Raw genomic sequence first — 22,675 nt, 5'->3', positions numbered from 1 at the left:
CGCCTGACCTTTCCGCCCCCGCTGCCGGTGCCGGTGCCGGTGCATCCGCCGGCGTGCCCATGATCGAGGCGCGCGGCCTGCACAAGGCCTTCGGCGGCGTGCCCGTGCTGCGGGACGTGTCGCTCACTCTGGGCCGCGGCGAGACCGTGGCCGTGATCGGCCCCTCGGGCTCGGGCAAGTCCTCGCTCATGGCGGTGCTGTGCGGCTTGGAGCGCGCCAGCTCGGGCACGTTGCAGGTCGCGGGCGAGGACTTCGCCGGAATGGGCGAGGACGATCTCGCGCGGGCGCGGCGCGGGCGCATCGGCGTGGTGCTCCAGGCATTCCACCTGCTGCCCACGATGACCGCGCTGGAAAACGTAGCCACTCCCATGGAACTGGCCGGAATGTCCGGCGCGCGCGAACGGGCCGAGGCGGAACTGGTCGCGGTCGGCCTCGGGCACCGTCTTTCGCACTATCCCGCGCAGCTTTCGGGCGGCGAACAGCAGCGCGTGGCGATTGCCCGCGCGCTGGCACCGCGCCCGGCGCTGGTCTTCGCTGACGAACCGACCGGCAACCTGGACGCCGCCACCGGCGCCGCGATCGTCGAACTCCTGTTCGCCCGCCGCGCCGAAGCCGGTGCGACACTGCTCATCATCACCCACGACGAAAGCCTCGCCCGCCAGTGCGAGCGCGTGGTGACGCTGGCCGACGGCATGATCGCGAGCGACCGTCATGTGTAACGATCGCCCGGCTCCTACTACGCCCGGCAGCCTTGTCCCGCAGGCCGCGCCATGTTGCTGATCGCCGCCACGCCCGCTCCCCTCGGCCGTAGCGAAAGGGCCGCAACCTCCACCGCCGCCCTGCCCTGGCGCATGGCCTGGACCATCGCCCGGCGTGACCTGTCGGCCCGTTTCAAGGGCCTGCGGCTCCTCCTCGTCTGCCTGTTTCTGGGCGTGGGCGCGATTGCCGCAATCGGGACGCTGACCGGCTCGATAGAAAGCGAGCTGGGTTCGCGCGGGCGCGAGATCCTGGGCGGCGACATCGAACTCAAAGTCTGGCAACGCGACCTTTCCGCAGACGAATTCGCCGCGCTGGCCAAGCTGGGCAAAGTCTCTCGCGGCTACCGGATGCAGGCGATTGCAAGCAGAGGTGACGCCACCGCCCCTGTCGCCCTGAAAGCGGTGGACGACGCATGGCCGCTCTATGGCAAGCTGGAGCTGGTGGACGGCCGTAAAGTCGGCGCACCGCCGCCCGGAACTGTATGGATCGCCAAGGGGACCGCCGCCCGTCTCGGTGCCGCCAAGGGCACGCAGATCGACCTTGGCGGCGTGCCGGTCACCGTCGGCGGCATCATCACCGCCGATCCCGAACAGATGAGCGAAGGCTTCGCGCTGGGCGACACCGCCATCGCTCCGCTGGACCTTCCCGCCAAAGCCGGGCTGACCTCGCCGGGCGCGATGTACCGCAGCGCGGTTCGCGTGCGCTTCGCCGACAGCCGGCGCGATCCCGAGCCGGTGGTCGATGCCCTCAAGGCCCGTGTTGGCGAAAGCGCCTTCGACGCGCGTACCCGTAAGGCCGCCTCTCCGTCGACCGAGCGCTTCGTCAGCCGCATGGGCGAATTTCTCGTGCTGGTCGGGCTAGCCGCCCTGGTGATCGCCGGGATCGGTATCGGCGGCGGCGTATCTTCCTATCTGGAGGCCCGGCGCACCTCGATCGCGACGCTCAAGGTGCTGGGCGCGACGAGCGGCGACATCGTGCGCATCTACCTGCTGCAGGTGGGCGCGGCTGCGCTGGCGGGCAGCGTGGCGGGCCTTGCCGCCGGGGTGCTGGTCACGCCAATGCTGGCCTCTGCGCTGCAAAGCCTGCTGCCGGTCGACACCGGCTTCACCGTGTCTCCCGCCGCATTGGCAACGGCAGCAGCCTATGGCCTGCTCGTCGCGCTGGTTTTCGCCGCGCCGCCACTGGTGCGCGCACGCGGTTATCCGGCCATGGCGCTGATGCGCGCAGGCGTGATGCCGCTTCGCTCGGACCGCAAGGCGCTGGCCCTGCCGGTCGGCCTCGGGCTGGGCGCAATCGTAGTGCTGGCGCTGGCCAATGCCGCGCAGCCGCTGGTGACGCTGGGCTTCCTTGGCGGATCGGCAGCAATGCTGGGACTGCTGGCACTGATCGGCACCGGCATCCGCCGCCTTGCCGCCCGCCTGCCCCGACCGCATGCGCCCATGCTGCGGGCCGGCCTTGCGAACCTGCACCGCCCCGGCGCCCAGACCGGCGCACTGGTTACCGCCCTGGGCTTCGGCCTTTCCGCCTTCGTGCTGATCGCGGGCGTCCAAACCAGCCTCGACGCCAACATCCGCCGCACCGTGCCCGACCGCGCGCCCGATTTCTTCGTGCTCGACGTGCCGAAGGACAAGGCCGCGGATTTCCGCAATGCGGTGACGCAGACTGTCCCCGGCGCCAAACTCAATCTGGTCCCCAACTTGCGCGGGCGCATTCTTGCCTATGGGCCCAAAGGCCACATGACCAAGGTGTCGAGCCTGGGCAAGGACCTGCCAGACGGCGCCTGGGCGCTAAGGGGCGAGCGCGGTCTCACTTATTCGGTCGGTGTGCCGCAGGGCAGCACCGTTACCTCCGGCCGGTGGTGGTCCGAAATCCCTTATGGCGAGCCGCAGGTTTCGCTGGACGAGAAACTGGCCGAGGCGATCGGCCTGAAGCTCGGCGACTATATCACGGTGAATGTGCTCGGCGTCGAGAAGACCGCCCGCGTCACCGCGCTGCGCCGGATCGACTGGGATACGCTGGGCTTCAACTACGTGCTGGTCTTCTCGCCTAACGCACTGGCGGAAGCGCCGCACAACCTTGCCGCGACCATCGAGGTACCGCCCGGCGCCTCGACCGCCGGTCTGCTGCCGAAACTTGTGCGCGCCTTTCCGTCGAGTTCGGTGATCGAAACCGGCAGCCTGCTGCGCGATGCGCGCGCGCTGCTCGACCAGATGTCGGCGGCGATCCTTGCGGCGGCTTCGGTAGCCGTGCTGTCGGGGCTTGCGGTGCTGCTGGGCGCCATTGCCGCCGCGCGCGCCAGCCGGACATACGACACCGTGATCCTGCGCGTGCTGGGTGCCAGCCGGCGCCAGTTGCTCGTACTTCAGATGGCCGAGTACGGGCTCATCGCCGCCGTTCTGGCGATCGTGGCGCTGGCCGCAGGCAGCGCGATGGCCTGGGCGGTGATCGTGAAGCTGTTCGAATTCACCTGGCTGCCGGACTGGCCCCGTATTCTTGCGGTACTGGGAGCCGGTCTGGTGCTGATCCTCGGCTTCGCGCTGGCCGGCTCGCTACCGCTGCTGCGGGCGAAACCGGCTCGCGCGTTGAGGGAGCTTTAGGCGAACACGTCGGCGCTGTTGTAGACCTGCTGGGGATCGCGTGTCTTATAGACGAGCGTCCCCGCCAGCAGATCGTGCAGCCCCTGCTTGCGCTCCGTGAATGCAGCCATGATGAATCCGATGCACAAGATGGCGCTGGAGAGTATTTTGCCGAAATAACGCCCGGTGGCTCGCAGGAAGCTGACCCGCGCGCCGGTGAGGTCGGTTACAACGAGCCCAACCGCCAGCTTGCCGATAGTGGCCTGCAGCTTCGAGCTTTCCATCAGCGCAAAGTACAGCCAGTTGACGACGATACTTACCGCGACCATTCCGAACATAGCCCCGCTGACCGCCGCCACATTGCCCATCCCCATAAGCGGAAAGGCAAACCCGGCCCCGAATATCCCGCCGATAATCGACGAGGCTACGTTCAGGATGATCGCATCGATGATGTAGGCGAGAACCCGCCACCAGAAACCACCGTTAGGCACCATATAACTTCCCCCTGTTCCACGGCTTCGCTTCCCGGGTCAGAACATTGCATTCCGACAAGGCCAAGCTATCGGCGGCAAACTTTCATCAAATACCCGAAAATACAAAGACTTTTGAGCGTAGCGGCGATCGGCATCGTGAAAAAAGGGGCGCGATAGGCAATGCCCTTCGCGCCCCTGTTCCAAATTGCACAGCCGCCCCTGCCCGCCTCTCCTCCCAGAACCGCGGGCAGGTGGCCGTGCGTTTTCGCGCTCCGGCTTAGAACCGGTAGCGTGCCGCCACGCCGTAAGTGCGTGGCTGGTTCGCATAACCCGAGATCGAGCCGGGCTGGGCGGGGCTGTCGAAGATTTGCAGGATGGTGCGGTCGTTCAGCAGATTGCGGCCCCAGACCGACACTTCCATACCGTTCGCCATCGCATAGGTCAGCGATGCGTTGACGTCGTTGATGTCCTGCTTGAACTCGCGCGCGGCGGCCAGTGCGGCGGCAACGCCGGTGACATTGCCCACGGCATCGCGCGAAACGAGGCCGGGCAGGCCCTCTACCAGCCTGAACTGCGCTTCGTAATGATAGTCGCCCCGCAGGATCACCCGGTCGCCGCCCGACCCCACCGGCTGCACGAACTCCGCACCGAAAGTAACCGACAGCGGCGAGACGCCCGCAGGCGTGGTGCCCGAAAGGTCCCCGAAGGCGGAGAGCTTGAAAGTGTCGTATTTGGGATCGAGGTACGTCCATGAAAGCGTCAGCGTCAGCGGATCGACCGGCTTGGCCGACCCTTCGAACTCGATCCCGAAGGCCGATTGCTTGCCCGCATTGGCAAGGAAGAAGCCGGAGCCTGTGAAGATGTTCGACTGGAAGTTCTTGATGATCTGCTTGAACACCGCGACATTGGCCGAGACGATGCCCCAGTTCCCCTTGAAGCCCAGTTCGTAGACCGTCGCGTTCTCGGGATTGGCGAAGCGGCTGCCAGAGGTGAGGTTGGTCACCGCCAGTCCCTGCGCGCGCAGGTCTACAAGGTCGCCCGGAGTAGGCCGGCTGTCGCGCGAAAGGTTGATCGAGGCCGCCTTGTAGCCCGTCGCCCAGGCAGCATAGAGGTTGACGCTGGGTGTCACGTCCCAGGCCAGGCGCGCTGTATAGCTGAAATCCCCGTCGCTGACCTTGCCCGGCTCGACCGCATTGGGCACGTTCATGAACGGCGGGAAGTACTGCAGCGCTCGCAGCGCGTTGAGCGGATTCGCAGCCGGATTATTGGCATTGCCGGCAGCGAAGGCCGCGGCGCCCGCATTCACCTGCGCGAAGGCTGCCCCGTTGGCGCCGGCAAAAGCGCCGACCTCGGCTGCCGTCGCCGACCGGCCCAGCCCCAGCAGGTTGCCGACGGTCTGCGACAGCGCCCCTTGATAAAGCAAGGCCTGCCGGAAACCGCCATAGCGCGGGTCGTTGAAATCGATGCTGGCAAAGACATCGTCCGAGGTCGTGCCGGTGGCGAAGCGCTTGGTATCGTGGGTATAATTGACCCCGCCTGTCACGATCAGGCCCGGGGCCACCTCGAAATCGAGCTGGCCGAACGCGGAATAGGCCTCGTTCTTCAGCTTGTACGCCTCGCTCAGCCCTGTGCCGGATGCGAAGAACTGCCCGGCGTACCTGCCCGCCAGCGCCGGATTGCCTGCAGCCGCCGCCTCGGACCCGCCGAACGCTGCTTCCAGAGCGGGCACGCTCAGCGCGCCGCCCGACAGGCTGCGCACCAGCAGATCGGCATAAGGCCGGGCATCGTCGCCCCACAGCACCTGGTTCTTCTGGTCGATCTTCTCGTTGAAGTAGTACCCCCCGACGAGGCCGGTGATCCGCTCGCCCACCTTGAAGTTGGCGCGCAGTTCCTGGGTAAAGGTCTTGATCCGCAGGTCTTGCCAGTTGCGCCCGAGCAGGTCGGCGCTGGAGAAGTCCGAATCCTGGTTGGTCAGCGCATCCGAGCGGCGGTATGCAGTGATGGAGGTCAACTGCACATCGCCAAGGTCGTAGTTCAGTTCGCCCGAAACGCCCCAGTTCTCGATGTCGTTGGAGGACTGGAAGTTGTTGTAGCCGACGTTGTCATACTTTTCGTCCGGCTGGGTCACTGCCCCGCCCAGCGCGAAAATCGCCGCCGTGGGCACCGCCTGGCGCAAGTTGACCACAGCGCAGCAGTTCTCGTCGATCTTGCCGTAATCGGCGATCAGGCGGACGTCAAAGCCTTCATGGTTGTCGAACAGCAGCTGCCCGCGCGCGAACCAGCGGTCCCGCTCGTTGGTGCGTGCGCCGATGTCGGCGAGGTCCTTGACGATGCCGTCGCGCTTGTTGATCCCGCCGGCCAAGCTGAAGGCGATGTTTTCCGTGATCGGGCCGGTGACCATGCCCTTCACCACGACCGCATCGTAGTTGCCGTAACTCGCTTCCACGTTTCCGCCGAATTCGAACTGCGGCTTTCTGGTCACGATCGAGATCACGCCTGCCGAGGCATTCTTGCCGAACAGCGTGGACTGCGGTCCGCGCAGCACCTCGATCCGCTCCACGTCCGGGAAATCGGCAATCATCGAGGCCGATCGCGACCGGTAGACCCCGTCCACGAACAGGCCCACCGAAGGCTCGATCCCCGCATTGTTGGCGCCGTTACCGAAGCCGCGGATATAGAAGTTGGTGTTTGCGCTGGACTGCAATTGGTTGACGCGCAAGCTGGGCACGACCGACTGCAGGTCCTTCAGGTCACGAATCTGTGCCCGCTCAAGCGTCGCGCCGCTGGTGACGGACACCGCCACCGGCACATCCTGCAGCGTCTGCTCGCGCTTGGTGGCAGTGACGATGATGGTGTCGGCATATTCCTCGCCCGCCTGCGCAGCCCTTTTCCCCGAACCTGATTCCTGCGCCAGCGCGGGCGCTGCCACCAGCCCGGCCGCCGCCACGCCCGCAAGCAATCCTGCCCTGGCCAGAGCGGTGTCGACGACCATGCGCGATGACCGCGCGGCGATGCCTGCTGAACTGCCCTTCATCAGCTACCCCCCGTCCTTACTTGCGCGAGTGCCTGCGTCTTGCGCGCAAAAGGCTGATCGCTTGTGTAGTCGCGTATCGAATACACACTTTTAGGAAATAACTGCGAAGTCGACAATCGAAGCCGACGAATATTTGCGGACAATCTGCATCATCGTGACACTCCTGCCACAAGCCCGCCCATCGCAGCACGCTTGCCGAAAACGCTGGTATCAGGTAAGGGCGCCCAAATTTTGCAGTGCAACACGCATTTGCCCGCTGGCCCTCCTTTCGAAAGAAGACCTGAATGTCCGCCCCGCTTCCCTTGCGCAACATCGCGATTATCGCGCACGTCGACCACGGCAAAACCACGCTCGTCGACCAGCTCTTCCGCCAGTCCGGCACGTTCCGCGACAACCAGCGCGTTGAAGAGCGTGCGATGGATTCGAATGACCTCGAAAAAGAGCGCGGCATCACCATTCTGGCAAAGCCCACTTCGATCGAGTGGAACGGCTACCGCATCAACATCGTCGACACGCCCGGACACGCCGACTTCGGCGCCGAGGTTGAGCGCATCCTCTCGATGGTCGACGGCGTGATCCTGCTGGTCGACAGCTCGGAAGGCGCGATGCCGCAGACCAAGTTCGTCACCGGCAAGGCGCTGGGCCTCGGCCTCAAGCCGATCGTCGTCGTCAACAAGATCGACCGTCCCGACGGCCGTCACGCCGAAGTGCTCGACGAAGTGTTCGACCTCTTCGTCAGCCTCGACGCCAACGACGAGCAGCTCGACTTCCCCACGCTCTACGCTTCGGGCCGCAACGGCTACGCCAGCGAAGATCCCGATGCGCGCGAAGGCACGCTGACCCCGCTGTTCGAGAAGATCATCGAGCACGTGCCGGCTCCCGAAGCCGACGTCGACGGACCCTTCAAGTTCCTCGTCACCCTGCTCGACCGCGACAACTTCCTGGGCCGCATCCTGACCGGCAAGGTCCAGTCGGGCACCGTCAAGCTGAACGACCAGATCCGCGCGCTCGACAGCGAAGGCAACGTCGTTGAAACCGGCCGCGCCTCGAAGCTGCTGGCGTTCCACGGCCTTGACCGCGTCCCCGTCGAATCGGCCAAGGCAGGCGACATCATCTCGATCGCCGGCCTGACCTCGGCCACCGTGGCGAACACTATCGCCGATCCCACGGTCTCCGAGCCGCTTCAGGCCCAGCCGATCGATCCGCCGACGCTATCGATGCGCTTTGCTGTCAACGATTCGCCGATGGCGGGCCGTGAAGGCTCCAAGGTCACCAGCCGCATGATCCGCGACCGTCTGGCCCGCGAAGCGGAAACCAACGTCGCCATCCGCGTCACCGAATCGGCAGACAAGGACAGCTTCGAAGTCGCCGGCCGCGGCGAACTTCAGCTGGGCGTCGTCATCGAGACGATGCGCCGCGAAGGCTTCGAGCTGGGCATCAGCCGCCCGCGCGTGCTGTTCCTCGAAGACGAGAACGGCAAGAAGACCGAGCCTTACGAGACCGTCGTGATCGACGTGGACGAGGAATTCTCGGGCACCGTCGTCGAGAAGATGGCGATCCGTAAGGGCGAGATGACCGACATGCGCCCCTCGGGCGGTGGCAAGATCCGCATCACCTTCATCGCTCCGTCGCGCGGCCTCATCGGCTACCACGGGGAGTTCCTGTCGGACACGCGCGGCACCGGCATCATGAACCGCCTGTTCGACAAGTACGGCCCCCACAAGGGCAAGATCGAAGGCCGCAAGAACGGCGTGCTGATCTCGAACGGCGCCGGCGAAGCCGTTGCCTACGCGCTCGGCCCGCTCGAAGAGCGCGGCATCCTGTTCGTGGGTTCGGGCGAGCCGCTCTATGAAGGCATGATCATCGGCGAGAACGCCAAGCCCGACGATCTCGAAGTGAACCCGATGAAGTCGAAGCAGCTGACGAACTTCCGTTCGACCGGCAAGGACGACGCCATCCGCCTCACCCCGCCCCGCGTGATGACGCTGGAGCAGGCCATCGCCTACATCGACGACGACGAGATGGTCGAAGTGACCCCGAAGTCGATCCGTCTTCGCAAGGCCCTGCTCGACCCGAACGACCGCAAGAAGGCTGGCCGCAAGAAGGAAAACGCATAAGCTGCTGCTGACGCAGCGCTAGCGTGACAAAAAGGGCGCGACGGGATGACCGTCGCGCCCTTTTCCTTGTCAGGCACCAATGCGCCCTCATTTGCATCGCAGGCACAGCAATAGCTTAAGGCCGTAGGTGGTCGGATGCTTGGAGCATTCTTGAGAAAGCAACGGGTGCGCCGGCACAGACGCAGCCGGTTGCCGCTCCTCCAACCCTCCTACGAGGATCAGCTCTGGATCAGAACTGGAAGCCTACCGTCGCGCGCAGCGAGTGGTAGTCGAAGTTCTTGTCGCCGCCCTTGATGCGGGTCGAACCCGAGTCGAGCAGGAACGGGTTTGTCGCAGGCGCGGTGCCCTGACCGACAACAACGTTGTACTTGTTGTCGCTATAGCGGTTGTAGAGATATTCGAGACCAAGGCTCATGTGATCCGTGAGCATGATCTCGGTGCCGCCGCCGGCCTGCCAGCCCCAGACCATCTTGTTGTTGCGTTCCGGGTCGAACGAGTTGGCGGTGTTGGTAGTCGTGAACGTATGGTCGAGCTTGGCCATGCCGCCGCCACCGGTGACATAGAACAGCGCGCCGCCGCCCGGCGTGTAACCTGCGCGCAGGCGAGCCGTGACGCTGTAGTCCATCTCGCGCTGGATCGCGTAGCTGGCGGGCGTGGTGCTGTAGCCCGAGACCGCATCCTTGGCTTCGGACTTGGAGCCTTCGATCAGGCCGCCGATGACCATGTTGCCCATGCGGCGGTCGTAGCCGATGCGCACACCGTATTCGGCGCCATCACGGTCCTGGCGGCAACCCGCAGCCGGGGTCGCGCCATTGGCCTTGCCGCTGCAGAAACCGGGCGAGAAGGCGTTGGCACCTGCCGCCGTGTTGACGCTGTTGTTGTACTTTCCGTCGCCATCGGTGTCGAACTTCAGGCTTTCGGAACTGTCCTGGTTCTGCACTGAGTAGCCACCGAAGCCCTGGATGTAGGGGCCATCGAAATGGCTGTCACGGCCCCCGGAGGCGGGAGCGGCATCCTGCGCGAAGGCAGGCATTGCGGTGGCGGCGGCGGCGAGCGCGACGACCGACAGAGCGCGGTTGAAATGGGTCATATGATCCTTCCTGCAACAAGGGCATGTTTTTGCCCTGCGGGAGGATCAAACATCGAAAGCGGCGGAGGTTGCCGCAGATCGGTCACAAATCCGCAAACTTCACAATATGTTACATTGATATCACAGACGCGGAAGGCTCAACGGCCTGTCGCAATCGATCCCCGCCCGGACCCGGAAAGAGCACGCGGGCGGGAACCAAATTCAACCGATCAGAAACCGGCCGAAAGCGAGAAAACCACGGTCGAGCCGGCGATCCGCGAGCCGTTCTTGGTCGAGGAGAAGTTGGGCTGCAGATAGGCGGATTCGGACTTGGTGATGTTGGTGTCGATATAGGCGACGCCCAGCGTAACCGGTCCGACCGCGAGGTCCGCACCCAGCATCCAGTCCACGTAGCTGCCGGTCGGTGCGACGCTGGTGCCGTTGGGGCCAAGGCCGGAGTTGCCGTCCGAATAACCCAGGTGGGCCTTCAGGGTCAGCGGAGTACTCGGGATGCTGGTGCTGGCGTCACCCCAGATGTAGAGATTGTCCGACTTCGCGCCCGGTGCGTCGGGGATGCCGGTGGCGTAGGAATCGGCGCTCAGATACCAGCGGCCCAGAGCTTCCTGCTTGGGCGCATAAGCAACGCCGACGAGCAGCTTGCCGGGGCCGACTTCGCCCGAGAGCTTCACATAGGGTTCCGCGAAGTCAGTGATGTCCGAGCCGCCCGGATACATGTACCAGGTCAGGCCGACGTCCAGCGTCACGCCGCTAGTCACTTCGGTGGCGAAACCGCCGTAGATGTCGAGTTCGGTGTTCGAACCGCCGAAGGTGCCCCAGCCCGAAAGGTTCGACGCCCAGGTGCCGACATAAACGCCGCTGGCGTGGGCAACCGAGACACCGCCCTGCACGGCCAGTTCCTTGTCGCTCTGCGAGACGCCGCGGAAACGATAGTCGGTGACGAGCGCAACGCTGCCGGTGACGGTGAATTCGCTGGGCACTTCTTCCTGCGCCATCGCGGGGGTCGCTGTTGCAGCGAAGGCAGCGGCGAGACCGGCGACGCCGGCGAAAAGACGAGACTTCATTGTTCGGAACACCCTCATGTTGCTGTTGGTATTACGTTCCGTCCTGCGGCCAGTATGCCGGACCTTCGCTGCTTGGCGGGTCCGTTTCACACCGGCATGTAACAGAGCTACGCAGCCAGATTGTCCGCAACCTTGCCTTTTTATGACGAAATGTTGCCATATACTGCAGCGCAGCAAGTGTGGTTGCATGGCAACAGAGCCCGCAGCAGCCAGACAAGATGCCGGGCGGAAACGCCTTAAGCGCTCCGCCCGGAAGGTAGTGGGGCCGGGTGTGAGGGTTCCCGGCCTTTCAGGTATCTGATCAGCTTGCCAGCGGCAGCGGTCTCAGGATGGCTGCGGGGCCGGTCACCCGGTCATTCTGCCCACCCTGACGGCGACGGCTGATCCATTCGGACAGCGTCTCCGCAGTGGTGTGGTCAATCGCCTTGACGCGGTCCATGTCGAGATGGATCGGGCGATTGGCAGGCTGCTTTTCCAGCACCGCGTTCAGGCGGGTGAGGCCGACGAACGTCGCCGCACCGTTCAGCTCGACGCGGGTGGCTTCGCCCTCGTCATGCTCGTTCACCTTGAGACGCAGGTGCTTGTAGTGCGGCAGCAGCTCGATCACCGAAAGCGCCAAGCCGACAAGCACGCCGGTCAACAGGTCGGTGGTCACCACCAGCACGAACGTCGCGGCCCAGATCGCGGCGGGCAGCGGGCCGTGTGCCTTGAACAGGTGAGTGACGTGCTTCACGCTGACGAGGCGCCAGCCGGTGACGACCAGAATGCCGCCAAGCGCGGCCATCGGCACTTCGCGCAGCAACCATGGGAGCAGCGCCACGAAGCCGAGGATCCAGGCGCCGTGCAGGATCGTCGAAAGGCGGGTCTTGCCGCCTGCCTGCACGTTCGCCGAGGAGCGCACGATGACGCCGGTCATCGGCAGCGCGCCGAACAGGCCGCACAGGAAGTTGCCCACGCCCTGCGCGCGCAGTTCCTTGTCATACTGCGTGCGAACGCCGTCATGCATGCGATCGACGGCAGCAGCCGAAAGCAGCGTTTCGGCGCTGGCGATGAAGGCGATGGCAAGCGCCGCAACGACGAGCGAGGGGTTGGCGAGCGGTGCGAACCACGAAGCGCTGGTGGGGAAGGTGAAGGCAGCCGCGATCGAAGCGGGAACCTCGATACGCGCCACGTCCAGACCCATGCCCCAGGCCATGCCGGTCGCGGCGACAACGCCGAGCAGAGCGCCCGGAACCAGCGTCAGCGACTTGGGACGCAGCTTCTCCCAGCCGAGCATCACGGCGATGGTCAGCAGGCCGATACCCAACGCCATCTCGGTCGAGGCGGCATTGGAGAAATCGAGGCCGAACACGCGCGCGGGCATGGCCGCAAGGTTCTGGAGGCCACTGGCAAGGGGCTTCTCGTCGAACAGGATGTGGAACTGGCCGATGACGATCAGCGCGCCGATACCGGCAAGCATGCCATGGACCACGGCCGGGCTGATTGCGCGGAACAGGCCGCCCATCTTGAGCGCGCCGGCAACCAGCTGCAGAACACCTGCCAGCAGGAGGACCGGGCCAAGCGCCTCGAGCCCGTTCTCACGAACGAACTCGAAGACGATGACGGCAAGACCGGCGGCCGGGCCGCTGACCTGCAGCGGCGAACCTGCCAGCATGCCGACGACGATGCCGCCGATAATGCCGGTAACCAGCCCCCTCTCCGGCGGAACACCCGAAGCGATAGCGATGCCCATGCACAACGGCATGGCGACGAGGAACACGACGATAGACGCCGTGAAGTCCCTGCCGAAATGGGTGAAGAGGCCTTGGCGCTCTTCACCGGCGGCGGCGGCGCTCATTCTGCTGCTTCTGCGTATTCGGTGGCGAAGCGGGCGCGTGCGGCAAGCGCGACCGGGAGGGCACGGTCTTCGCGCAGAGTGATGAATTCACCGGTGTCACCGTTCAGGCCCAGGACCTGACCGGCGTGGATGTCGACGAACCAGCCGTGCAGCGTGATCTCGCCGCGCGCGATACCGGCGGCGACTGCGGGGTGGGTGCGCAGGTGGCTGAGCTGGGCGATGATGTTCTCGAGGCTGATGGCGCGCACGCGATCCTTGCCTTCCAGTTCGGAATGGCAGGTCGTCACGATGTGCTCTGCCGCGGCGCCATGCTTGAGCCACGCAGCCACGTTGGGCATCGCTTCCAGGCCGGTCGGGTCGCTGAGCGCCTTCATCGCGCCGCAGTCCGAGTGGCCGCACACGATGATGTCACGCACGCCGAGCGCCGCCACGGCATATTCGACGGTGGAGGTCACGCCGCCGTTCTGGGTCGAATAGGGGGGCACGATGTTGCCGGCGTTGCGGCACACGAAGAGATCGCCGGGGTCGGCCTGGACGATATGTTCCGGCACAACGCGCGAATCGGCGCAGGAAATGATCAGCGCCTTGGGGAACTGACCTTTGGCGGTCAGCTCGCCGAAAAGCTCGCTGCTGGCGGGGAATGTGGTCTTCTCGAAGTTGAAGACACGGCCGATGAGTTCGTTCACCTGGGACACCTTTCTCTTATTCACATGCCCGCTGGCACAAGGCCGCGAGCTTGTATGAAAAGCTAGGCATCGAGATTTTCGGCTGTCGTGCGCGTGCGTTACGAAAGCTTGCTGCATTGCAGCAAGTCAGCAGCAATCGAGCAACGATCAGGTCAGTCAGTGGTCAGCGGCAGTCGAATGGTGGCTCTCAGCCCTCCTTCGGGACGGTTGCGCAGGTCCAGCGTGCCGTTTTCCATGCGCACCGCCTTGCGCACGATGGCGAGGCCAAGGCCCATGCCAGCCGTGTCCCGCGCGCGCGAAGTGTCGAGGCGGACGAAGGGCTGGAGGGCGTCGGCGATACGGTCTTCGGGGATGCCCGGGCCATCGTCCTCGACGACGATCTCCGCCCCACCGCCGTCGCGCCGGACGATGACGCGGGCGTTGCCGCCGTAGTGGATGGCGTTCTCGATCAGGTTCGACAAAGCCCGGCGGACCGGCACCGGCCGGACTTTCAGGGTGAGGCTGGATATCCCGGAATATGTCGCATCGGCGCCGTGATCCGCAGCGGTGTCAACCAGCGTCTCGGCCATGACGGCAAGGTCGATGAGTTCGCGCGGAATCGATTTGCCGTCGCTGTCGACATAGGCCTGTATCGAATCGAGCAACAAACGCATCTCGTCGATATCGTGGGAAAGACCTTCACGCACCTCGGGGTCGACGCTTTCGTCGTCGAGGCGCAGGCGCATGCGCGAGAGCGGAGTCTTGAGGTCATGGCCGATCGCCAGCATAGTCTGGGTGCGGTCGACCAGCGACTGGTGGATGCGCTCCTGCATTTCATTGAGCGCACGGATCAGTTCGCGCAGTTCGTCGGGCCCGCGTTCGGGCACCGGGTGCGGCGGGCCGGAGCCCAGGTGCCGCGTCGCGCCGATCAGGTTGCGCAGCGGGCGCAGGGTCGTACGCACCAGCAGCCAGGCCAGCGCGATCAGCAGCAGGGTCGGCAGGATCAGACTGGCGACGCGCCCGGCAGTCAGCTTCCAGGCGGCGCTGGCATGGGTGTGAAAGCGCACCACGCTGCGGTCGCTGAGCCGGAACGAGCCACCGATGTTGCCCTTGCCCGGCACCCCCTCAAGGTGCAGTTCGAGGTCGGCGAGCGCAAGTTCCGGCTCGACCTCCACCACTTGCGAGCGCAAGTTCGAGAGACCCAGCGAACCGCTCCGCCGGTCGTCGGGAGATGTCAGGACCAGTGTGAAACGCCTGGTGCTGAGCACCTGGGCGACGGCGCCGCGCTCTTCCTTGCCGGCACGTTCGAGCGTGCGGTGCGCCAGTACCAGATTTTCGGCGATGCGGTCGGCGTCGTCACGGCGCAGTTCGAACGAGTTGACCCGGTCGAACAGGAAGCAGTTGGCCGCGAATTCGATGACGACGACCAGCACGAAGGCCGCGAACAGACGCTCGGGCAGGCCCATCCGCCTGAACAGGGCGACGATTCTACGCAGCATCAGATGGGCCCGCAGGGCATCAGGCGCGGATCACTTCCGCCTTGAACATGTAGCCGACGCCGCGAACCGTAACGATCGGAGACTCGCTGCCCTCTGCCTGGAGCTTGCGGCGCAGACGGCTGACGAGAACGTCGATGCTGCGGTCCGAACTATCGCCGATGCGCGAGCGGGACAGTTCCATCAGTCGTTCGCGGCCGAGCACGCGCTGGGGATATCCCAGGAAGGTGGACAGCAGATCGAATTCAGCCCCGGTCAGGTCGACGATGGCGCCGCTGGGCGAACGCAGTTCGCGCCGGGCCATCGAAACCTGCCAGTTATCGAAATGGATCATATCCTGCCCGCGCGCCTCGGCGACCGGCTCGCTGGCCGAATCGAGGCCGCCGCCCCGGCGCAGCACGGCGCTGACACGGGCGGCCAGTTCACGGGTGCTGAAGGGCTTGGCGAGGTAATCGTCGGCACCGAGTTCAAGGCCCAGCACGCGGTCTTCCTCGCTGCCACGCGCGCTGACGAAGATGATCGGCACATCGCTTTCACGGCGCAGGCGCCGGAACAGGTCGAACCCGCTGGTGCCCGGCAGCATGATGTCGAGCACGACGAGGCTGACCGTCGCCTCGCGCAGTGTGACCCACATTTCCGCGCCGGTGGCAGCGGTGAGCACGTTGAACCCGCTCTGACGCAGGGCCCGCGCCGTCAGGGTGCGGAGCGCGCCATCGTCCTCGACGAGCAAGATGGTGGGAGGGGTAGTCATGGTTTCCTGGGGGAGCCTGTAGCGGGGAGCGACCGTCATCGTGCTGTGCTTGTCTCTTCTACCATATAGGGAAGCGGCGCGGCGAAGATAGCCGGGCCGGTCGGAAAATGTCGCACCGCCACTGAAGCTTCCGGGGAGGAAAGACGGCTGGGCGAGCTGTCACCGCCCGGCGATGCATGCCCTGCCACGAAGCAGGGAAGCACCGCCCGGCAGGTATCAGCGCGCGTGTTCGCGGGCAGCGCCGGCATCGACCCCGGCGAGGGTTGCGCGCTCGGCCTGCTCCGCCTGGACGACGACGTGGCGGCAGGCGCGGCCCTTCGAAGGATCGGGGTGGCAAACGGCAGGGGCAGCCGAGCGGGCGGCCGCGCTGCGTGCGGGGGTCGGGTGGCCCTTCATGGCGGCAATGGTCTCACCGGCGTAAGCAGCCGAGACAGGAGCGGCTGACGGGCTAGAAAGCGAAACCAGGGCGAAAAGAGCGGCGGAAATCATAGGTATTCTCCAATCTGATATTTTGATGATGTCAGATTGGGGAGCGAACGTGTCGCGTTTCGGGCGGGGATATTACGAAATATTTCCCGTTCGCAACAGATCTTCGTTCATACAATTGCGTACAATCGTGAACTGAAACTGCCAGATCCGCTTCGATCCGGTTCAGGCAGCAAGGGCTAGAACAATCTCAACACGGGGACAACGGTTTCTTGGACCGCAGTCCCTCGAAAGGAGTTTCTCGCCATGAACCTGTTCAAGAAGACTGCCATTGCCGCCGGCCTCGCCGCTACCGCTCTTGCCAGCACCACGCCGGCCATGGCGCGCGACTATCATCGCGGAGGCGACAACACGGCCGCCATCGCCATCGGCGCGGGCATTCTCGGCCTCGCGGTCGGCGCCATCGCCGCTTCGTCGAACAACCACGACGACCGTTACGACGCACGCTACGACAATCGCTATAACGGCCCCGCCTATGTGAACGACTGGTCTTACCGCGACGGCTATTACTGGGATCGCGGCGGCGGTCGCCATGACCGTGACGAGTACCAGCGTTACTACCGCGGACAGGGCGGGAACATGCAGGGCGATTATCGCCGTGGCTACAATCTCAACCGGGACGACTACCGCCGCGGCTACTGATCCAGATGCGAAAGCGGCCGGGTAATCCCCCTCATCCGGCCCGCGAGACGCCCGGCCACACCTCCCGGCCGGGCGTCTTTGCATGCCCAGTGTACCGAGCGCCGTTCATTGCACCGCGATTTCACGTCGCCGCCGAAACCGTTCGCTTCGTCGCACGCCCGATGCGCCTCATAACAAATTCACTCGCGGTTCAGTCCTCGGGGAGCATTTTCCAACCAACGCGCCCACCGCAACCGCCGTTACCCGGTTGGCCCGGAAACGGAGTCCAATGACATGAATACCTCGCTCAAGACATTCGGAAAGAAGCTGGCCATGGGAGCCGCGCTCGCAGCTTCCGTGCTGCTGGCGACCTCACCGGCACAGGCCCGTGATCGTTATTATGGCCGGGGCGGCGGCAACGATGCTGCCATCGCCATCGGCGCTGGCGTGATCGGCCTCGCCGTGGGAGCTGCCATCGCCGATCGCGGAGACCGCTATTACTACGACCGTGGCCGCTACGATTCGCGCCGCTACGTCACTGTGCGCGGACGCCCAGACCGCTACTATTATTACGATGGCAATCCGAACCGCTATTACCGCGACCGGTATTACGACCGCTATTACGCGCCCTATTACCGCGACCGCTACAGCCGCGGGGACCGCTGGGGTAATGGCTGGGATCGCGGCCGCAATTGGGGCAACGATCGCCGCTATGACCGCAGGAACGACCGCCGCTGGGATCGCCGCGACGACCGCCGTGATCGTGACTGGCGCCGTCGTTAAAACCTGACGCAGGCAGATAAATGGACTCGCGGGTCGGCGACTGGCCGGATTCGATTACAGCGGATGCGAACAGCGTTGCCCGCGAGCCGCACTTGCCGGTGCAGTTCCCGGCTTACCGTGAACCGCCCTCGCCAAGCGTGGCCGGGGCGGCTATGGGCCAGCCCATCATGGATACTGCCGACCTGCGCATCGCCCTGTTTTCGGGCAACTACAATTACGTCCGCGACGGCGCCAACCAGGCGCTCAACCGCCTGGTCGGCTACCTGCTGAGCCAGGGTGCGCAAGTGCGCATCTACGCGCCGACCGTCCCCAATCCCGCCTTCGAACCTACCGGCGACCTCGTGAGCGTCCACTCGATCGCCTTCCCCAACCGGCCCGAGTATCGCATCCCCCTGACCTTCTGGGGCAAGGCCGGCCGCGACCTCGCCAAGTTCCAGCCGAACGTGGTCCACGTCTCCTCGCCCGATCCCGTCGGGCATCAGGCCGTGACCTGGGCGCGCCGACGCAAGCTGCCGGTGCTCTCCTCGGTCCACACCCGGTTCGAGACGTACCTGCGCTATTACAACATGGCTTGGGGCGAGCCGCTGATCGAAGCGATGCTACGCCGCTTCTACCGCCGCTGCGATGCCCTCGTCGCGCCGTCCGAAAGCATGGCGCAGCTGCTGCGCGAGCAGCGGATGAACTACGACGTCTCCATCTGGTCACGCGGCGTCGACCACGAAGTCTTCAACCCCGGCCGCCGCGACTTGGAATGGCGCCGTAGCCACGGCATCGCCGACCATGAAGTCGCGATCGGCTTTCTGGGCCGTCTAGTCATGGAAAAGGGCCTCGACGTGTTCTCCGACACGCTGGATGAACTGCGCCGCCGCGGCGTGGCCCACAAGGTTCTGGTGATCGGCGAGGGACCCGCGCGCGAATGGTTCGAGGAGCGCCTGCCCGGCGCCGCCTTCGTCGGTTTTCAGGCTGGGTCGGACCTGGGCCGTGCGGTCGCCTCGATGGACGTGCTGTTCAACCCTTCCGTCACCGAGACATTCGGCAACGTCACGCTGGAGGCCATGGCCTGCGGCTTACCCGTAGTCGCCGCCGCTGCCACCGGCAGTCAGAGCCTCGTCGACGACCGTGTCTCGGGTCGGCTCATCCCGCCGGGCGCCGTCCACCAGTTCGCCGAGGCTCTCAAGGGCTATATGGAGAACAGCGACTTGCGCTGCAATCACGGCCAGGCAGGCGCCCTGCGGGCCAGCGAATTCAGCTGGGACCGCATCAACCAGGCCGTTGCCGACACCTACCTGCGCCTGATCCGCCAGAAAGCGCGCGGCTGAGGCTTCGGGGGCAACGGGTCCCGTCCGTTTTGCCCCCGAAAAATTGCCGCCCTTGATACATTTTGTGGACAGCGACAGACCGCACTCGTCCACGGCGACGCGCTTTGCGTAGTGGATGGCGCAGCCTTCTCGTTGAGATCACGCGGAGCGTGAACTTCCAGCGCAACGGGGCGCGGCGATGGTTTCCCCGCCGCGCCTCGCGCTTCTCCCCTTCCCTCGGCTTTTCGCGAAGGCCCAGCCGACCTTCGCGATTGTTCTCCCTGCGTTGTTCTATTTTTATACCGTCGTATTTTGCTGCGTATTCCCGTCAGGCCAGCTTGCGCTGAAGGCGGGTCAAGGCCCGATCGATCTCCGCTCGTGCTGCATCGCCCACTTCGCCCTGAACCACCCGGTAGACGATCCGCCCGTTCTCCAGCGAATAGGCCACCGTCGCCATGCCGTCGTTGAAACTGGCAACGTAGAGCGCCGGCTTGCGCTGGATCAGGGTAAGATCGTCCACCCGGGGAACCAGAGTGTCACGCATGTAGTAAGCGCCGGTCATGGCGCCCGCCTCAACATGCGTAACAGCAGCATGACCTGTACCGGAGACCGACATCGCAAACAGGACCAGACCCATGTGCAATGCTGTCAGGAATCGCTTCATGACAACCATCCTCTTCCCGTGCCGATACCGGTTGCCGGTCCGTCATCTAGTGAACAATTGGTACCACTCGGCTGAGTGTTCCACCAAGCGAACAATCCTCAGGAACCTTAGCATTCCTGCGCTTTCCGCAGTGCAAAACGATAGACGTACCAGGCGGTTTCATCGTTCCGAGCAAAGTTGTCGAGTTGCATCGCCGGCGGCGAAGAACGTTGTTCTCAACAAAACCCGCAGGCTAGGCCGGATTCCCCCCGCCTGAAGTGAGAGGGCCGGACCGAACGTTTTGTCATGCCGACTTCACGGCGCGAATGGTAGGTTATGCCCATGCTGCAGACGCAAATGCGTTTAATGAACGAAAATCGGCCCGAATCACCCTCCGGTTTCGTGCGCAGACAGTTCAGGAACCCTGCCCCCCCGCACCGCGTTGCAGGGACCGGCACTTGAACACACCACCAGAAAGGCCCCGACCATGACCACGAACACCGCTTCCGCCCGCTACGAAGGCCTCGGCAAGGACGGCAAGGGCTCCATCACCACCAAGTCCGGCGTGCTCAGCGAACAGCCCTACGGTTTCGGCACCCGCTTCGAAGGCAAGCCGGGAACGAACCCCGAGGAACTTATCGCCGCAGCCCACGCCGCCTGCTTCACTATGGCGACCAGCTTCGCCCTGGCCAGCGCCGGTCATGCGGACGGCACTCTGGACACGCAGTGCACGGTGACGCTCGACAAGGACGGCGACGGATTCTCGGTTACCAAGTCGGCGCTGACCCTCACCGCCTCGATCCCCGGCATCACGCCAGAGGACTTCGCCCGCATCGCCGACGAGGCGAAGGCCGGCTGCCCGATCTCGAAGCTGCTGAACTGCGAGGTCACGCTGGAGAAGTCACTGGCCGGCTGACTGGATTTCACCGCCGCTATCGGCCAAGGCATCCGGGCGCGGCGACATCCGCCGCGCCCGAACAGGATGCGACGATGCCCGGTGACGATGAAGACTACGTCTATGACGAGGAAAGTGGTGAGTGGATGTCCGCCGCCGATCTCGCGGAACGCCGCGCTGCTGCCGACCGGATCGAAGTGCGCGACGCCGTGGGAAACATCCTGGCAGATGGCGATCAGGTCACGCTCATCAAGGACCTCGACGTCAAGGGCGCCGGCCAGACGCTGAAGCAGGGCACCGTCATCAAGTCGATCCGCCTCACCGGCGACCCGCAGGAAATCGACTGCAAGTTCCCCGGCATCAAGGGCCTCGTCCTGCGCGCGGAATTCGTGCGCAAGCGCTGAAAACCAGGCCGCCTTAAACTACTGCCTGGTGGTGCGCGGCTGCTTTTCGGTCCAGCCGCAGCCGCTGCGCGTCTTCTCACCGATCTGCAGGGTGACGATGAAAGGATAGCGCGCGTCGGACATGCCGTCGCCGCAAGGGGCGGGCGTCACCATCAGCGTTGCCGCTCCGCCCGCCAGCGTCCCGCTGTATGAAACCCCGCCGCGCCCCGCAAAGCGACTGGCGGTGACAGTCTCACCCTTTGCATTCTCAGGCGTGGTGTAGGTGAGGCCATCGGGCCCTACCTGACCGCCCCAGAACGGCTCCGTCCCCAGGAAGTGCACGACCTCTCCGGCGGCGATACCGCTCCACGGATTGCGGTCATTGGCATCGCCCGGCACCTGCTCTGCCGCCGAATGGCATGCTGCAAGAGCGAAGAGAGCCATGATCGGCGCCAGCACAGAGACAGGAGAACGGTTCATAGGCCGGACCTAGCTCATTTCCCGATGATCGAACAAGCCCGCTCGCATGCGAATCACTGAACCGACAAAGGTCGATTCGGCCCAATTTGCGCCCGCGCAGCGACGATTGCCGCAGTTCGTCGATTTTTTGCGGACACAGCGTTCTCGGCATGTGCTTAAAAATCAGGCAAAAATCTCTTCACTTGCACGTTTTGCACCTGATGGTTCGTGTATTGAAATTGCACGCAACCACGTCATCCGCTTTTGCTGCATCGCAACAAGACAAGACAAACGATGCCGAGGCAAGTTCCTGCCTCTCAGAATTAGGGATTTTGCCATGTTCAAGACCATTCTCGCCACTGCCACTGTCGCTCTTATGGCCGTTCCGGCGGTTGCCCAGGCCAACGACTCCCGCGAGTTTTCGCATGAAGGCGTGAACTACGCCTACACCACCCAGCAGAAGGGCAAGGTCACCGTGATCAACGGCAACACCTCTGCCGGCGTGCCGTTCCGTCTCTACGTCAAGGGCGACCGCGTTTCGGGCACCTACAACAGCCGTTACGTATCGTTCACGACCGCCGAAGCTGCCAAGCTCAACCTCGGCAGCTAATCTGCGCGGCTGCGCACCCGGGCACCCTCCTCTCTCTCCCACGCCCGGTTGAAGCAGCCCCGAACAGGGCGCCGTCCCCCTCGAGCGGGACGGCGCCCTTTTTCGTTGCGTTCAGCACGCCGACAGCCACTTCCGTTTATCCCTGCCTCTCAGGGGCATGGTGAAATTATCTGGAGGTTCGATGGCTGCGGGCAAACTTGTCCTGCTGCTCATAGTTGGCGGCCTTGCCGGCGCGGTGTTCGCTGGAATGACGACGGGCGCCATGCGTCCCTATCGTGAAGGTGCCGACCATGACGCGGGACGCGAGACGGCGCACCGTGCCTTGGCGCCTGCCGATGAAGCCGCGTCCAGCTACGCCGAGCCGCCCGTCCGCCAGTCCTGGCTCGACGAGGGCCTGTCCCTGCTAGACTCCCCGGCCTGGCCATTCGGGCCCGGATATTCGAGCGACGAGGCCGCGCCCCCCTATCCTGCACATCAAGGCTATGCGGCCGATGGCTACCCCCCGCGAGGCAGCTACGACGACGAAGGCTGGGTCCGCGGCGATCGCCCCGGCCGCCGGGACATGCGCAATTACGACGGTTATGCCGATGACGGCTACGACGACGACCCGGCTCCCCCGCTTCAGGGCGGTTATGCCC

General features: G+C 64.7%; 21 protein-coding genes. 10 read left to right on the top strand and 11 right to left on the bottom strand.

Annotated elements, in window-relative coordinates:
* Positions 1–59 precede the first annotated feature (59 nt).
* Both GVL61_RS23425 and GVL61_RS23420 read left to right on the top strand, forming a co-directional pair.
* Positions 60–719, top strand: coding sequence for an ABC transporter ATP-binding protein (locus GVL61_RS23425; protein ID WP_159983531.1), 660 nt, complete (start codon positions 60–62; stop codon positions 717–719).
* Positions 720–851: 132 nt separating this feature from the next.
* The gene (locus GVL61_RS23420) at positions 852–3,356 is read left to right on the top strand and encodes an ABC transporter permease (RefSeq protein ID WP_159983529.1); all 2,505 of its coding nucleotides are present in this window, start codon (positions 852–854) and stop codon (positions 3,354–3,356) included.
* Here the strand turns inward: GVL61_RS23420 and GVL61_RS23415 are convergent.
* Both GVL61_RS23415 and GVL61_RS23410 read right to left on the bottom strand, forming a co-directional pair.
* On the bottom strand, positions 3,353–3,829 hold the full coding sequence (locus tag GVL61_RS23415) for an RDD family protein (RefSeq protein WP_159983525.1): 477 nt from the start codon (positions 3,827–3,829) through the stop codon (positions 3,353–3,355). The genes GVL61_RS23420 and GVL61_RS23415 overlap by 4 nt on opposite strands.
* A 256-nt stretch (positions 3,830–4,085) precedes the next feature.
* Positions 4,086–6,842, bottom strand: a complete 2,757-nt coding sequence (locus tag GVL61_RS23410) for a TonB-dependent receptor (protein WP_159983523.1) — start codon at positions 6,840–6,842, stop codon at positions 4,086–4,088.
* Between the two features lie 284 nt (positions 6,843–7,126).
* Here GVL61_RS23410 and typA point away from each other — a divergent pair, with 284 nt between their 5' ends.
* Positions 7,127–8,959: a translational GTPase TypA gene (typA, locus tag GVL61_RS23405; RefSeq protein ID WP_159983521.1), complete on the top strand. Its 1,833-nt coding sequence runs from the start codon at positions 7,127–7,129 to the stop codon at positions 8,957–8,959.
* A 229-nt stretch (positions 8,960–9,188) separates the two neighbouring features.
* Here the strand turns inward: typA and GVL61_RS23400 are convergent, their stop codons facing one another.
* The 7 genes from GVL61_RS23400 to GVL61_RS23370 form a co-directional block, all read right to left on the bottom strand.
* Complete coding sequence (locus GVL61_RS23400) at positions 9,189–10,049, bottom strand: outer membrane protein (protein ID WP_159983519.1); 861 nt, start codon at positions 10,047–10,049, stop codon at positions 9,189–9,191.
* A 209-nt stretch (positions 10,050–10,258) separates the two neighbouring features.
* On the bottom strand, positions 10,259–11,110 hold the full coding sequence (locus tag GVL61_RS23395; protein WP_159983517.1) for a TorF family putative porin: 852 nt from the start codon (positions 11,108–11,110) through the stop codon (positions 10,259–10,261).
* Between the two features lie 301 nt (positions 11,111–11,411).
* Entirely contained in the window at positions 11,412–12,947 is a 1,536-nt protein-coding gene (locus GVL61_RS23390) for a SulP family inorganic anion transporter (RefSeq protein ID WP_159983515.1), read from the bottom strand.
* Positions 12,944–13,633, bottom strand: coding sequence for a carbonic anhydrase (locus GVL61_RS23385; RefSeq protein WP_159983513.1), 690 nt, complete (start codon positions 13,631–13,633; stop codon positions 12,944–12,946). Before GVL61_RS23385 ends, GVL61_RS23390 begins: the two co-directional genes overlap by 4 nt.
* A gap of 152 nt (positions 13,634–13,785) precedes the next feature.
* Entirely contained in the window at positions 13,786–15,111 is a 1,326-nt protein-coding gene (locus GVL61_RS23380; RefSeq protein ID WP_159983511.1) for an ATP-binding protein, read from the bottom strand.
* Between the two features lie 19 nt (positions 15,112–15,130).
* Complete coding sequence (locus tag GVL61_RS23375) at positions 15,131–15,859, bottom strand: response regulator transcription factor (protein ID WP_159983509.1); 729 nt, start codon at positions 15,857–15,859, stop codon at positions 15,131–15,133.
* A gap of 216 nt (positions 15,860–16,075) precedes the next feature.
* Positions 16,076–16,348: a hypothetical protein gene (locus GVL61_RS23370; protein ID WP_159983507.1), complete on the bottom strand. Its 273-nt coding sequence runs from the start codon at positions 16,346–16,348 to the stop codon at positions 16,076–16,078.
* A gap of 243 nt (positions 16,349–16,591) precedes the next feature.
* On the opposite strand from GVL61_RS23370, the gene GVL61_RS23365 reads away from it, so the two are divergent.
* The 3 genes from GVL61_RS23365 to GVL61_RS23355 all read left to right on the top strand — a co-directional run bounded on the left by GVL61_RS23365 (position 16,592) and on the right by GVL61_RS23355 (position 19,068).
* Positions 16,592–16,987 (top strand): hypothetical protein, encoded by a 396-nt coding sequence (locus GVL61_RS23365; RefSeq protein ID WP_159983505.1) that lies wholly within the window; start codon positions 16,592–16,594, stop codon positions 16,985–16,987.
* A 273-nt stretch (positions 16,988–17,260) separates the two neighbouring features.
* On the top strand, positions 17,261–17,749 hold the full coding sequence (locus GVL61_RS23360) for a hypothetical protein (RefSeq protein WP_159983503.1): 489 nt from the start codon (positions 17,261–17,263) through the stop codon (positions 17,747–17,749).
* Between the two features lie 167 nt (positions 17,750–17,916).
* Entirely contained in the window at positions 17,917–19,068 is a 1,152-nt protein-coding gene (locus tag GVL61_RS23355; RefSeq protein WP_159983527.1) for a glycosyltransferase family 1 protein, read from the top strand.
* A gap of 307 nt (positions 19,069–19,375) precedes the next feature.
* Here GVL61_RS23355 and GVL61_RS23350 read toward each other — a convergent pair whose 3' ends face one another.
* Positions 19,376–19,711 (bottom strand): hypothetical protein, encoded by a 336-nt coding sequence (locus tag GVL61_RS23350; protein WP_159983501.1) that lies wholly within the window; start codon positions 19,709–19,711, stop codon positions 19,376–19,378.
* Positions 19,712–20,177: 466 nt separating this feature from the next.
* Between GVL61_RS23350 and GVL61_RS23345 the strand changes: the two genes are divergently transcribed.
* Both GVL61_RS23345 and GVL61_RS23340 read left to right on the top strand, forming a co-directional pair.
* A complete protein-coding gene (locus GVL61_RS23345; RefSeq protein ID WP_159983499.1) occupies positions 20,178–20,606 on the top strand; it encodes an OsmC family protein in 429 nt (142 codons plus the stop codon).
* 74 nt (positions 20,607–20,680) lie between these two features.
* The gene (locus GVL61_RS23340) at positions 20,681–20,989 is read left to right on the top strand and encodes an alkylphosphonate utilization protein (protein WP_159983497.1); all 309 of its coding nucleotides are present in this window, start codon (positions 20,681–20,683) and stop codon (positions 20,987–20,989) included.
* An 18-nt stretch (positions 20,990–21,007) separates the two neighbouring features.
* On the opposite strand, the gene GVL61_RS23335 is transcribed toward GVL61_RS23340, so the two are convergent.
* Positions 21,008–21,448 (bottom strand): COG3650 family protein, encoded by a 441-nt coding sequence (locus GVL61_RS23335; protein ID WP_159983495.1) that lies wholly within the window; start codon positions 21,446–21,448, stop codon positions 21,008–21,010.
* Positions 21,449–21,764: 316 nt separating this feature from the next.
* On the opposite strand from GVL61_RS23335, the gene GVL61_RS23330 reads away from it, so the two are divergent.
* Both GVL61_RS23330 and GVL61_RS23325 read left to right on the top strand, forming a co-directional pair.
* Complete coding sequence (locus GVL61_RS23330) at positions 21,765–22,037, top strand: hypothetical protein (RefSeq protein ID WP_159983493.1); 273 nt, start codon at positions 21,765–21,767, stop codon at positions 22,035–22,037.
* A 181-nt stretch (positions 22,038–22,218) separates the two neighbouring features.
* The coding region (locus GVL61_RS23325) for a hypothetical protein (RefSeq protein ID WP_200844934.1) at positions 22,219–22,675 on the top strand (457 nt) is incomplete at its 3' end.

This window comes from Novosphingobium sp. 18050, assembly GCF_902706195.1.
In the GTDB taxonomy this organism is placed as follows: Bacteria; Pseudomonadota; Alphaproteobacteria; order Sphingomonadales; family Sphingomonadaceae; genus Novosphingobium.
This window is presented reverse-complemented; position numbering and strand designations above follow the sequence as displayed.